A 13,614-nucleotide genomic window follows, 5' to 3' on the forward strand; every position below is an offset into this window, starting at 1 on the left:
GGCTTCGGAATCGATCGATTAGTCCAACCGGTTTCGTCCGGTTTTCGTCCATGTTAAGGGATCGATACGCGTTGCCGTCCGGTCGAATACAGCGCGATTGGATCGATTCATGGCCCTGCCGCAGCTCTCGCCCGAACAACTCGTCAAGCCGCGCCATTTCGAACTGCGCATGAGCCTGATCTTCGCGACGCTGTACGTGCCGCTCGGAACGCATTTGCCTTATTTTCCACTGTGGCTGCAGGCCAAGGGTTTTCACGCCGAGCAGATCGCCGTCATTCTGGCGGCGCCGATGTTCCTGCGCGTGGTGACGACGCCGTTACTGACCGCGCTGGCCGACCGTGCCAGGGACCGCGCCGATGTCTATGTCGCGCTGATGGCTGCATCACTGCTCTTGTCGGCAGGCTATTTCCTGCCGCCGACCTATGCGATGGTGCTGGCGGTCTCATTGGCGCTGACCATTGTCTGGACGCCGCATTCGCCGATCGCCGATTCGCTGGCGCTTTCGGGTGTCCGCCGCTTCGGTTCGAACTACACAAGCATGCGCAAATGGGGCTCGATCTCCTATCTCTGCGCCAATGTCGCCGGCGGCTTCATTCTGTCGGCAACTGGTTCGCAGGCCGTTCCGGTTGTCATTCTGGCGGCGTTTGCCGCGGCCCTTGCCGCCGGCCTGCTGGCGCCGCGTCTAGGCCGTCCGCGGCGCGCCTCACCGCTGTCGGCCGCCGACATCCAGCATTCGGCGCCGAAGCTTCTCAACCCGTATTTCCTGTATTTTTCCGTCGGCGTCGGCGTCATCACCGCCAGCCACGCATTCCTCTACGGTTTCGTCTCCATCTATTGGAAATCGATCGGCATCAGTGATTCGGTTGTCGGTCTCTTATGGGCTTGGGGTGTGGTGTCGGAAGTCTGCATGTTCATGATGTTCACCCGCTTTTTTGACCGGTTCTCCGTCGTGTCGATCATGGTGATGGCGGGGATCGGCTCCATCGTGCGCTGGATCGCCTTTCCGCTGGTCTGGCCGCTCGGCCTCGGCATTCCCGGTTTCTTCGGTGTCCAGTCGCTGCACTCGGTCTCGGTGGCGCTTGGGCTGATCGGCCTGCAGAAGATGATCGGCGAAACCGTCTCCGAGGAGCGGACAGGTGCCGCGCAAGGCATTGCCTATTTCTCCAACGGCTTCTTCATGGCGGTGGTGACGCTGGCGTCCGGCCCGCTCTACGACCGTCTCGGCGTGGACGGCTTCTTTGCCATGATCCCGATCGCCTTGATCGGGCTGGTGCTCATCGGGCTTGCTGCGCGCTCAGCCCCACAGCGCCACATCGGGCGGTGACACCAGCGATCCCTGGTAGATAAGGCCCGGTACCCGGTCGCGGGCAAGCAGCAGCGGACCGTCGAGGTCGACGAAATCGGCATGCTGGGCAAGCAGCACCGCTGGCGCCATCGCCAGTGACGTGCCGACCATGCAGCCGACCATCACGCCGAAACCGAGTTCGCGGGCGCGATCGCGCAGCACCAGTGCCGCAGTCAGGCCTCCCGACTTGTCGAGCTTGATGTTGACGGCATCGTAGAGACCGACAAGCGCTTCGAGATTCTCAGCCTCATGCACGCTTTCATCGGCGCAGATCGGCACGGGATGGGCGATATGGCGCAGGATCTCGTCACGACCGGCCGGCAGCGGCTGTTCGATCAGCGCGATGCCTTGTTCGGCGGCAAAGGCGAGGTTCGCAACGATGTTGTCGTCGCTCCAGCCCTCATTGGCGTCGAGGATGATGCGGCTGTCTGGCGCTGCCTGCCTGACCGCGCGGATGCGGGCAATGTCGTTGTCGCCACCGATCTTGACCTTGAGCAGCGGCCGCGCGGCATTGGCGCGGGCCTGCGCCGCCATCGCCTCCGGCTCGCCCAGCGACAGCGTGTAGGCGGTTTCGAGCGCCTGCAAGGGAAGAGCACCTATCGCGACTGCTACCGAGGTTCCGCTGAGCTTTGCCTCCAGATCCCACAGGGCGCAGTCTATGGCGTTGCGGGCGGCTCCGGCCGGCATAGCATCGAGCAAGGCTGTCCGGCTGATGCCAGCGGCGATTCGGCCGCGCATGGCCTCGATCGCGTCGCGCACGCCCTCCATGGTCTCGCCATAGCGCTTGTAGGGGACACATTCGCCGCGGCCGAAGTGGCCGCCGTCGCCGATCGTGCAGGAGATCACCTCGGCTTCGGTCTTGGAACCGCGCGAAATGGTGAAGGTTCCGGCGATGGGAAAACGCTCGGCCTCGACCGAAATGACACGCGCCATATTTTTCTGCTCCTGCTATGCGACAACCGTTGTCGGCAAATCGACAGGTCAGACCCGTCAGGCTAAACAGGACGCCATGTTGACCATCGGCAAGCGCGACGCAAGCGGCACGACCGCAGGGGAGGCTGACCACGAACCGCGCGTGGCGATCGGCGAGGAGGATGGCGTTCTTGGCTGCGCTTTCTCCGGAATCTGGACCACAAGGACCGTCGCGCTCATCGACGCCGACATGCGCAAGATCGAAAAGCGAAGCGGCTTCAAAACCTTGGCGCTCGATGTTTCCAAGATCGAGAAGATGGACACCGCCGGCGCCTGGCTGATCGACCGGCTGGTCAGCGCCTTCGAGAAGAAGGGCGTCGAGATCCAGATGCAAGGCCAGAGCGAGATCGCTTCGATCCTGCTCGAAGCTGTCGGCGAGGCCGTGCGGCGCGAACCCGAATCCGGCCCGGCGCGACCGCCCAACATCGTCATTCGCGCGCTGGAGGCGGTTGGCCGCCGGGTCTACGAGATGCGCGACGATTTTCTCGCCTCGATGAACATCCTCGGCGCCACCATCCGTGGCGCGCAGATGAAGCTCGGCCGTGGCCATGCCGTCAACCCGGCGGCGATTTTCAACCAGATCGACCGCATGGGCGTCGGCGCCATTCCGGTGGTGGTGCTGATGTCGGCGATCGTCGGCGCCATCGTTGCCCAGCAAGGCGCCTATCAGCTCAGCTATTTCGGCGCCGATATCTTCGTCGTCGATCTGGTCGGCGTGCTGATCCTGCGCGAGCTTGGCGTGCTGATGACGGCGATCATGATCGCCGGCCGCTCCGGCAGTGCGATCACCGCCGAGATCGGCTCGATGAAGATGCGCGAGGAGGTCGACGCGCTGAAGGTCATCGGGCTCAACCCGATCGGCGTCCTGGTCTTTCCGCGGCTCGTGGCGCTGGTCATCGCCTTGCCGTGCCTGACCATCATCGCCAATTTCGCCGCACTCGGCGGCGGCATACTGGCTGCCTGGCTCTATTCCGACATCCCGCCCGCCGCCTTCATCGACCGGCTGCGCGTCGCCATCGATCTCAGCACCATCTTTGCCGGCCTGATCAAGGCGCCGTTCATGGCCATGATCATCGGCACGATTGCCTCGGTCGAAGGCATGAAGGTCGGCGGCAGCGCCGAATCGCTCGGCCAGCATGTTACCGCTTCGGTTGTGAAGTCGATCTTCGTCGTCATCATCCTCGACGGACTTTTCGCCATGTTCTACGCAGCGATCGAGTTCTGAGATGAAGCTGCGAAACAGGAAAAGGGCAGGCGCATTGGCTGAGGACGCGGGTGAGGGCGACATCGTGCTATCCGCGCATGACATCAGCGTGTCCTTCGCCGACAAGCTTATCCTCGACAGACTGTCGCTCGACATAAGGCGCGGCGAAATCCTTGGATTTGTCGGCGCCTCGGGTGCTGGTAAATCCGTTCTGCTGCGCACCATTCTCGGCCTGACGCGCAAGCAGTCGGGTACGATCAAGCTGTTCGGCGTCGATATCGAGAAAGCTGATGATGCGGAGCGTCTGCGCATCGACATGCGGCTTGGCGTGCTGTTCCAGCACGGCGCGCTGTTCTCGGCGCTGACAGTGCTGGAAAACGTCCAGGTGCCGATGCGCGAATATCTCGACCTGCCGCGAAAGCTGATGGACGAACTGGCGATGCTCAAGATCGAGCTGGTCGGGCTGCCGCCCGATGCAGCGCAGAAATTCCCGTCCGAACTGTCCGGCGGCATGATCAAGCGCGCCGCGCTGGCCCGGGCGCTCGCGCTCGATCCCGACATCGTCTTCCTCGACGAGCCGACATCGGGCCTCGATCCGATCAGCGCGGCGGAGTTCGACGAGCTGGTGGTCAAGCTGCGCGATACGATGGATCTGACCGTCTACATGGTGACGCACGATCTCGACACGCTGTTCACCGCTTGCGACCGGGTGGCCGTGCTCGGCAAGAAAAAAGTGCTGGTCGAAGGCACCATCGGCGACATGCTGAAGAGCGAGGAACCGTGGGTAAAGTCCTATTTCCGCGGAAAACGCGCCCGGCAACTTGATCTTGCGGCGCGCGCATAGCCATAAGTGGGACAATGGAAACCAGAGCCAACTACGTCATTGTCGGCATCTTCACGCTGGCCGCGATCCTGGCGGCGTTTGCCTTCGTCTACTGGACGGCGGCCATCGGCGACAAGGGCGAGACGACGTTGCTGCGCGTGCGCATTCCGGGCTCTGCGTCCGGGCTTGGCCGCGGCAGTTTCGTGCTGTTCAACGGGGTCAAGGTCGGCGACGTCAAGCGCGTCTATATCGACGTCGACAATCCGACGGTTGCCATCGCCGATACCGAGATCGACCGCATGACGCCGATCACCAAATCGACGCAAGCCGATATCGGGCTTGCCGGCCTGACCGGGCAGGCCAACATCGAGCTCAAGGGCGCCGACCCCAAGGAAGTGAAACTCCTCGACCAGGCGGAAAAGGAAGGCAAGGTCGCCGAGATCGTCGCCAACCCGTCGGCGGTGACCAACCTCTTGCAGACGGCGCAGAATATCTTCACCCGCGCCGACAAGGTGCTGACCGAGCTCGAAGGCTTCACCAGGGACGTTCGCGGGCCGCTGACGCAGACCGTCCAGAATGTCCAGACCTTCTCCGATGCGCTGGCCAAGAATTCGGACGGCATCGACAAGTTCCTGTCCGCCGCCAGCACGCTGGCGGATGAGCTGAAAGGCGTTTCCGGCAAACTCGACGGCACGCTGAAAGCAGCCGAAGGCCTTCTCAACGCCGTCGACAAGGACAAGATCAAGAGCATCGTCGCCAATGTCGACGCGGTAACCGGTAACCTCAAGGAGACGTCGAAACAGCTCGACGGCGTGATCAAGAACGTCGATACGGCCCTGGGGTCGGTCAACGATTTTACCAAACGGACGCAAGGCACGCTGGCCAAGGTCGACAACGTGCTCGACGGTATCGATCCCGCACAAGTGCGCTCGGCGCTCGCCAACATCCAAAAGGCCAGCGAGAGCGCCGACAAGGCCGCCGCCGACATCGCTGAGGTTACCCACAAGTTCGCCAACCGGGCCGACGACATCGACCAGACGATCAAAGATGCAAAGCAGCTCGCGCAACGGCTCAACGATGCCTCGGTGCGCGTCGATGGCATTCTTGCCAAGGTCGATACCTTGCTCGGGTCGGGCCAGGCCGACGGCGTGATGGCGGATGCCAGGGCGACGTTGAAGTCGTTCAAGCAGGTTGCCGACACGCTGAATGCCCGCCTTGGCGTCATCACCGACAATCTGGCGCGCTTCTCGGGACAGGGGTTTTCGAATGTCGAGGCTTTGGTGCAGGACAGCCGCCGTTCGATCAGCCGCATCGAAGAGGCGGTGACCGATCTCAGCCGCAATCCGCAGCGCATCCTTTCGGGTGGCGACGGCGAGGTTCGGCAATTCGATGGCAGGGCGCGGCGTTGACTTCGGCGACGGCGCGCCCCAGAAACATGAGCCGCGAAAGCGGGTCGATCTTACGATCCGGGGACAACGGGGATCGCGCGTGAAGTCTGTGTGGGTGAAAACGGGCGGGTTGACTTCGGCTGCGGCACTGCTTGCCTTGACGTTGGCCGGCTGCGCGGCGTTGGGCGGCAAGCCCGCGCCGCTCGATACGTTCGAGTTGTCGGCGCCTTCGGTCGACGCGCATGGCCACAGCCGCCGGCAGATCCTGATCGCGCAGCCGTCGGCGCTCAAGGCGCTGGACAGCCAGAACATCGTCATCAAGCCGTCGGATCGCTCGATCCAGTATCTCAAGGGCGCGCAATGGGCCGACCGGCTGCCGCTGATCGTGCAGGCGCGGCTGGCCGAGACGTTCCAGCGCTCGGGCAGCTTTGCCGGCGTCGGCAAGCCGGGCGAGGGCCTGGCGATCGACTATCAGGTGATCGTCGAAATCCGGTCCTTCGAGGTGCGCGTCGAAGGCGGCGAGCATGCCGAGGTCGACCTGTTCGTGCGCATCCTGAACGATCGCAACGGCGAGGTCCGTGCCTCCAAGAGCTTCACCGCAGCCGCACCCGTCTCGGGCAGCGGCAATCCTGCCTATGTCAGCGCGCTCGACAAGGCGTTCGGCGACGCCGCCGGGCAGATCGTGAGCTGGACGGATTCGGTGATCTGAGCGCGGGGGCGCCGGAATCCCACAAAGCTTCATCCCCCCAGGCTTCTCTACCTACAAGCGGTCGAAGATTTCCGGGCGGAGCTTTCCGGTCTTCATCAGGTACTGCAGGGTATAGGTGACGGACAGCGCGTCACCGAGCGCGTCGTGCCCCTGCAATGGCGGGTGTTCGACGCCGTAGTAATCGGCGAGCTTGTTGCTCGGCGTTCTCGCCAGATCCTCGATCGGCATTCCGGCCGCGATCAGCAGCTTGACGGCATTGTCAAACCGGGTGGCCGGGACCGGAGGCTGAATGCCCGCGACATAGCAACTGATGGCGATCATGTTCAATTCGTCCTTGCCCCAGGACCAGAATCGCGACCCGTCGGAAAAACGATCGACGTCGGCGAGCGCATCTCCTAGCGCCACGCCTTCGGTCTCCAGATCTTCCTCGGTGATGCCGGTCAGTTTGGTGAAGAACGGGTCGAGGGCGTATCTCTGACCAAACCGGTCGACCGGTCTGATATAGGCCTTGTGTGTGCCGAGCAGGGGGAAGTCGCCTTCAAGTCCAAGCCTGACCGCGCCGATCTGCGCGATCACCGGGTCGGGGTCGTGTGCCGCGCACCAGAATCGGCGTTGCGAGCCCTCCAGGCAAAGAAACTCGCAGTCGAATATGATTGCCGTCTTCACGATCACACCCTTCGAGCGTCAGGGCAGCGGGTATTGTCGGTGGACTTCAGTGCGTCGGAAATCCGACTTGGGCAAGTCCCGAACGCGTCGATCGGCTTGCAAACGTGCTGCGGGCAGGTTCGGCGCGTGCCGGAGGTTCAGCACAGTCACAGGCGGGACCATGGCCCCGCCTGTTCAATTCCTGTCTTAGTGCAGGCGGCCGCTCGCATGGGCCAGCATGGTGTAGACCTTGCCTGTGTCCGACGTCAGATAGGTCTGCGCCATGATGTTGTCGCGGTCGTTGCGCGAGACATCCTTGAGCAGCTTCTCGAAATCGTCGCAGTAGCGGTCGACGGCGGCGCGGAACTCGGCCTCGGCCTGATACTTGCGACGAATCTCGTCGAACGTCTGCTGTCCCTTCAGCGTGTAGAGCCGCCGCGTGAAGACGTCACGCTCGCCACGCCGGTAGCGGTTCCACAGCTCGATCGAAGCATCGTGGTCGATGGCACGCGCGATGTCGACGGAAAGCGAGTTCAGCGATTCCACGACATGCAGGGGCGAGCGCTGGGCAGGGGTAGCGCGCTGCGCTTCCACGGGGGCCGTAGGGGCTGCCGACCTGAGGTCCTCATCGTTCGATGCCGCGGTAAGCAGATCGCGCACCCATCCGCCCTGAGGCGTGCGGGCGCTGGCATCGCCGCGCGGACGCGGTGCCGCCTCGGCAGGACGCTCAAGGTCGAGCGTGCCTCGCAATGCAGGGCCGCCCAAGGGCGCCTGAGGCGTGCGCAGGTCCGGCTGCGGTGCCGGTGCACGGCGCGGCGGCTCGGCGGCGCGTGCGGCCGGCGCTTGCGGCGCTGGGCGCAGGTTGCGTGGTTCTGATCCGTCACCGCCGCCGCGGCCGGACTTGGCCACGATGTCCGAAAGCTCCTTGAGGGCGTTGATCTGCTCGGAAACGGCGCGGCGGATGGCCGAGGTCGATTCCTTTGCCTCTTCCGGCATTTCGATGACGCCCTTCTTGAGCTCGGCCCGGGTCAGGTCGAGTTCGCTCTTGATCGAGCCCGCGGTGCGCCGCATCTCCTCGGTCGCATCGGCAAAGCGCTTGGTTGCCGAATCGACGACGTCGGTGATGGCATTGCGGATCTTGTCGGCCGATTCCATCGTCTTGCCTTCGGCATTCTGCAGCGTCTGGCCGACGAGATTTTCGAACGAGCGCATGACCCTTTCGAGATCTTCCGACTTCTTGACTAGGCCGACGGCGAGGTCTTCGAGCGACGATTGCCTCTCGAGCGTGTGTTCGAGATTGCTCTGGGCCGAGCTCAGCAGGTCCGAAGCGCTGGACAGCAGGCGGCTGTGTTCGTCGAACTTGGTGGCGATCGACGCCACCTCGCGCAAGGTGGACGACGACAGTTCCGTCAGCCTTGTCGTGTTCGAATCGACCAGTCGCGCCGAGCTGGCGAAGGTCTGCGCGGCTTTCTCGGTGGTGGCGGCGAAGCTTTGCGTGCTGCCGCTCAGGCGTTCATCGACCTGGCCGAGATTGACCGCGGCCTGCTCGATCAGCTGGCCGAGCTGCGAACTGGACTTGGTCATCCGGCCGATGAGATCGGCGACGCTGTCGGACAGCGACGAGCGGGCGCCCTCGACCGCCGACAAGGTTTCGGCGGTGCGGTTCGCGAGTGCGTCGACAAGCGCGGCATTCTCGCTGCGCAGCTTCTCGGTGGCGCGTTCGGTGACCTCTTCCATGCTCTTTTGCAGGTCCGAGCCGCCCTGGGCGAAACGCTCGACCAAGGGCCGTGCGGTTTCGTCGAGGATCTTCGACATTTCGGCCGAACGTGCGGCGAGCATGGTGTTGAGTTCGCGGGTGTTGGCGCCGATCGTCTTGGCGGCATCGTTGGTGCTCTGGCCGATATGCTGGCCGACCGCGGTGAAGGTCTCGGCGATCACATTGGCGCGCGAGACGAGTTGCGCCTCGGCATTCGACACCTGCTCGTTGAGCTTCTGGCCCATCGTCTCGGCTGTGAAGGCGAGGCGGTTCTCGACGCCTGAGACCTGCTCTTCGACACGGGCGGCCGCGGCCGCGGCGCTCGAGGCGAGCCGCTCGTCGGCGCCGGCAAGCGCCTGCTCGATTTCGCGGGCGTGCACGGCCATGTCCTGGCCGGTCCGCCTGGCGCGTTCGGCGACCCTTTGCTCGGTATCGGCAAAGGCACCGACGATGGTCTCGGCATGCTCGCCGATCGTGGTGGTGCTGCTGGCGATGCGCGACACCAGGCGCTGATCCGCGTCGTCGAAGATACGGCCGATTTCCGAAGCACGGCTCGACAGCGCTTCCGAACCTTCGGCGATGCGCGAGACGAGCTGCTGGTCGGCGGCATCGAAGATGCGGCCAAGGTCCGATGCGCGTGCGGCAAGCGCTTCGGCCGATTCGCCGATGCGCATGCCGAGCCGCTGGTCGGCGCCTTCGAAGTTGCGCAGGATGTCGCCGGCGCGCGCGGCCAGCGACTGGGCCGTTTCGATGGCGCGGGCGACCAGCTTCTGGTCGGCGGCATCGAACGTGCCTGCAATCTCGCTTGCACGAGCTGCCAGATGATCGGCGGTGTCCTGAGCCCGGGCGGTCAGCTGATCGGCGGTTTCCTGGGCGCGGGCGGCGAGCTTCTGGTCCGCCGCTTCGAAGGTGCCGGCGATCTCGCTTGCGCGAGCAGCCAGTTGATCGGCGGTTTCATGGGCGCGGGCCAGCAGCGAGCTGGACGTGTCGTCCGCACGGGCAAGCAAGGCGCTCGACGTATCTTCCGCACGGGCGTGCAGGCGACGGTCTGCATCCTCGAAGGTGCGGGCGATGTCTTCGGCCCGCGCCAGCAGGGCGGCGGAGGTCTGCTCGGCGCGCTCGGCGATCTTGCGGTCGGCGTCGCTGAACGCGGCACCGGCCTGCTCGTGCAGGGTGTTGGTGACTTCCAGCACCTTCTCGCGCAGGGCGCCGGCGACAAATACGGCGCTCTTCTCGAGCACGGCGCGGACGTTGTCGACGCCTGTCGAGAGCGCACGCTCCATGGTGCCGGCGCGCTCCTCGATGATGCCGGTCTGACGGCTGAACGCCTGCTCGATCTTCTCGACGTCTCCCGCAATCGCGGCAGAGATGTCCGAGCTTCTGGCGGCGATCTGGTCGATGTGGCCGGAGAGTGAGCGGTCGACGTCCTTGCGGGTCTCGGCGAGCTTGCCGAGATCGTCTTCCAGCGCGCGGGCCAGCATATTGCGACCTTCGGACAGCTTGCCGACATGTCCGGCGATGACGTCGTCGATATCGCTGCGGCTTTCGGTCAGCTTCTGCAGGTCAGCTTCGAGGGCGCGTTTGAGAATGTCGCGGCCCTCGGCCAGTTTCTCGACCTGGCCGGCGACCAGGCCGTCGATGCTGGAGCGGCTTTCGGCCAGCTTGGCCAGATCGGCTTCCAGCGCGCGCTTGAGAACGTCGCGGCCTTCGGCGAGCTTCTCGACCTGGCCGGCGACCAGCCCATCGATGCTGGAGCGACTCTCGGCCAGCTTGGCGAGATCGTCCTCGAGCGCCTTCGACAGGGTCGAGCGCTCCTGGACAAGCCTTTCCGCGTGGCTGTTTACGAGGCCACCGACGTTTTCCAGATCGGCCTCAAGTGACCTCGACAGTGTCGAACGATCCTGGGCGAGCCGTTCGGAATGGCTGTTGACCAGGCCGTTGACGCTTTCGAGATCAGCCTCGAGCGCCCGGGCGAACTGTGCCCGGTCATCGACCAGCTTCTGCGACTGATCGGCAATGGTTCCCTTGATCGCATTGAGGTCGGATTCCAGAGCGCGCCGCAGGATGTCGCGACCCTCGGAAAGCTTCTCGACCTGACCGGCGACGAGCCCGTCGATGCTGGAGCGGCTGTCGGCCAGCTTGGCGAGGTCGTCCTCAAGTGCCCTGGACAGGGCGGAGCGGTCTTGGACAAGCTTGTTCATGTGATCGGCGATGACGCTGTTCACATTCTGCAGGTCGGTTTCCAGCACCCGCGAAAGCTGCCCGCGATCCTCGGCCAGCTTTTCCGACTGGCTTGAGATGACGCCCTTGATCGTGTTCAGGTCGGATTCCAGCGCGCGCTTGAGAATGTCGCGGCCTTCGGCCAGCTTCTCGACCTGACCGGCGACCAGACCGTCGATGCTCGAACGGCTTTCGGCCAGCTTGGCAAGGTCGGCTTCAAGGGTCTGCGACAGCAGGCTGCGGTCTTCGGCGAGGCGTCCTGAATGCCCTTCGATCAGGCCGCGTATGCCGGACAGATCATTGTCGAGCGAATGGGAAAGCTGTGTGCGGTCCTCTGCCAGTTTGGCGGAATGGGTTTCGATGAGGCTCTTGATGCCGACGATGTCGTTTTCCAACGCCTTGGCGAGCACGGCGCGGCCTTCGGCGATCTTTTCCACCTGACCGGCGACCAGACCGTCGATGTCGGCGCGGCTGTCGGACAGTTTGCCGAGATCGGCTTCCAAAGCGCGCGACAGGATGTTGCGGCCCTCGGCGAGTTTTCCGACATGACCTGCGACCATTTCATCAATGATCGTACGAGCTTGCACCAGTTTCCCGGAGTCTTCGTTCAAGGCAGTGGAGAGCCTGTTGCGGCCTTCTTCCAGCCTTTCGAGATGGCTGCCGAGCGATGCATCGATGGCCGCCCGCGATTCATTGACCTTGCGCAGATCCTCTTCGAGAGCGCGCGAGATCAGGCTGCGGCCTTCGGCCAGCTTCTGTACCTGGTTGGTCACCGCCGCATCGATGCCGGCGCGGCCCTCGGCGAACTTCGCCAGGTCGGCCTCCATGGCCGTGGCCATGCGTTCGCGGCTTTCTGACAGTTTCCTGCTGTGGTTCTCGACGGCTTCCTCGATGCCGACGCGGGCGTCGGCGAGCCGCTGGATGTCACTGTCGAACGAACGCGACACGACGTGGCGGGCGGCTTCCATGCGCCCGGCGAAGTCGCTGGCGCGGGCTTCGAGCATAGAGGAGGTCGAAGTGACGATGTCGGCCATGTCGGCGCCGATCTGGGTCTTGCCCTGATCGATCATCGCCGACAGCGTGTCCTTGCTCTCGGCAAAGGTGTGGGCGATTTCGCGGGCGCGCTCGACCAGCGTTTCGTTGATCTGGCGGGCGCGGGCCTCGAGTGCCGCATTGAGCTTCTGCGTTCCGGTGTCGAGCGCCTCGGCGCGGGTCTGGAACTCGCTGATCAGTGCCTGGCCGCGTTCGGCGAGCGTCCGCTCGATGCCGTTGAGGCTGGCCTCGAATTCGGAATTGAGGGTGCGCGCGGCGCCGCCGAGCAGTGACACCATGCCGGTGGTGCGATCGTCGAGCAGATCGGTCAACGACCGCGTCAGGCCGTCCGTGGTGTCCGTCAGCTTGGCAATGCGGGTGTCGAGAAGGCTGGCGAAGGCCTCGCCCGAGGTCGACAGCCGATCGGTGATCGAATCGAGCCGGCCTTCGACCGAATCGAAGATCGACATCGAGCTTTCGTTGATGCGATCGATCAGCGTGTCGCCGGAATTGGTGATCGTCATCGACAATTTGGTCGATGCATTCAGGATCGAGTCGCGGATGATATCGGAGGCGGCGCCGATCTCGTCCTTCAGCGTCTCATGCGCGCCGGTGATCGAGGCGCGGACGCGCTCGGCATGGGTGACGACGGCTTCGCGCTCGCTGCCGAGCCCGTCGACCAGCGAACGGATGCGGGATTCATTCTCGGAATAGGAGCGTTCGATCTGGTTGACTTCGCTGTGGACAAGCGTTTCCAGTTCGACGGCGCGGGCAAGTGTGCGTTCGATGCCTTCGCCCATGGCCGCGACCTCGCGACGAACGGCCTGGCCGATCATCATGACGCGATCCTGGGCAAGGTTTTCCGGCTCGGTCAGGCGGAAGGCCACTTCGGTCATGGACTGTGCGGCGATGCGCATTTCCTGGGCGCGGCGAATCATGGCGGCGAAGGCCCAGAACAGGATGACGGGCACGATGGCCGCGACGGCGAGGCCGATCAGTTCCGGACGGGCAAGGAACTGGTCGAGCGTACGGATTCTCCAGATGCTCGGTCCGAAAAGCAGATTGGCCAAACCGCCGGCGCCGGCGAACCAGGCGAGCGAAACGAAGGCGACGACCCAGTAAATGGTGTTCGAGGCACGCCTGTTGAGGCTGTGCAGAAGCGTCTTGTAGTCCTTCTGGCGATCGTCATTGGCCGGCGCGAAACCCGCGGGCTGGGCGCCATTGCGCGGTTCCACGGGGCGCAATTCGGCAGGCTTGGCCTTGGGCGCGGGTTTCGCGGCGTGGTTCTGATTGACCACAGGCTCCGGGTTTTGTTCCGGCTTATGATTGCGTCCCTCGCGCGCCAGCTCGTCGGCCGCCTGGGATATCTGAGCTTCCAGATCCTCCATCGAAGCCGCGATGTCGAGGTCGCCGCTGCCGATCTCGTTGCTGAGGTCGAGATCGAGCGCCTTTTCCAGTTCCCTGGCCACGTCGCTGTCGAGAGTTCTCGTCGTCGTTGGTTTCTTTGCCATGCCTTCGCT

At 64.1% G+C, this 13,614-nt stretch carries 8 protein-coding genes; 5 read left to right on the forward strand and 3 right to left on the reverse strand.

Annotation, left to right across the window (positions count from 1 at the left end):
* The first annotated feature begins 109 nt into the window (after positions 1–109).
* Positions 110–1,324 carry an MFS transporter gene (locus tag EOA19_RS10710; protein WP_128303559.1) on the forward strand — a complete coding sequence of 405 codons (1,215 nt, stop codon included), beginning with the start codon at positions 110–112 and terminating at the stop codon, positions 1,322–1,324.
* Here EOA19_RS10710 and dgcA read toward each other — a convergent pair.
* Entirely contained in the window at positions 1,295–2,278 is a 984-nt protein-coding gene (dgcA, locus tag EOA19_RS10715) for an N-acetyl-D-Glu racemase DgcA (RefSeq protein WP_023810577.1), read from the reverse strand. The genes EOA19_RS10710 and dgcA overlap by 30 nt on opposite strands.
* Positions 2,279–2,354: 76 nt before the next feature.
* Here dgcA and EOA19_RS10720 point away from each other — a divergent pair, with 76 nt between their 5' ends.
* From EOA19_RS10720 to EOA19_RS10735, 4 genes are read left to right on the forward strand one after another with little or no spacing between them, the layout of a single operon-like run.
* Positions 2,355–3,542 carry an ABC transporter permease gene (locus tag EOA19_RS10720; protein ID WP_023810578.1) on the forward strand — a complete coding sequence of 396 codons (1,188 nt, stop codon included), beginning with the start codon at positions 2,355–2,357 and terminating at the stop codon, positions 3,540–3,542.
* A gap of 1 nt (position 3,543) precedes the next feature.
* Positions 3,544–4,365 (forward strand): ABC transporter ATP-binding protein, encoded by an 822-nt coding sequence (locus tag EOA19_RS10725; RefSeq protein WP_128303560.1) that lies wholly within the window; start codon positions 3,544–3,546, stop codon positions 4,363–4,365.
* Between the two features lie 14 nt (positions 4,366–4,379).
* Positions 4,380–5,753 (forward strand): MlaD family protein, encoded by a 1,374-nt coding sequence (locus EOA19_RS10730; RefSeq protein ID WP_128303561.1) that lies wholly within the window; start codon positions 4,380–4,382, stop codon positions 5,751–5,753.
* Positions 5,734–6,441: an ABC-type transport auxiliary lipoprotein family protein gene (locus tag EOA19_RS10735; RefSeq protein WP_032909020.1), complete on the forward strand. Its 708-nt coding sequence runs from the start codon at positions 5,734–5,736 to the stop codon at positions 6,439–6,441. The genes EOA19_RS10730 and EOA19_RS10735 overlap by 20 nt, the downstream gene beginning before the upstream one ends.
* A gap of 51 nt (positions 6,442–6,492) precedes the next feature.
* On the opposite strand, the gene EOA19_RS10740 is transcribed toward EOA19_RS10735, so the two are convergent.
* Both EOA19_RS10740 and EOA19_RS10745 read right to left on the reverse strand, forming a co-directional pair.
* On the reverse strand, positions 6,493–7,107 hold the full coding sequence (locus EOA19_RS10740) for a 3'-5' exonuclease (protein ID WP_128303562.1): 615 nt from the start codon (positions 7,105–7,107) through the stop codon (positions 6,493–6,495).
* A gap of 186 nt (positions 7,108–7,293) precedes the next feature.
* Positions 7,294–13,605: a kinesin gene (locus EOA19_RS10745; protein WP_128303563.1), complete on the reverse strand. Its 6,312-nt coding sequence runs from the start codon at positions 13,603–13,605 to the stop codon at positions 7,294–7,296.
* Between the last annotated feature and the right edge of the window lie 9 nt (positions 13,606–13,614).

This window comes from Mesorhizobium sp. M7A.F.Ca.US.010.02.1.1 (assembly GCF_004023085.1).
GTDB lineage: Bacteria > Pseudomonadota > Alphaproteobacteria > Rhizobiales > Rhizobiaceae > Mesorhizobium.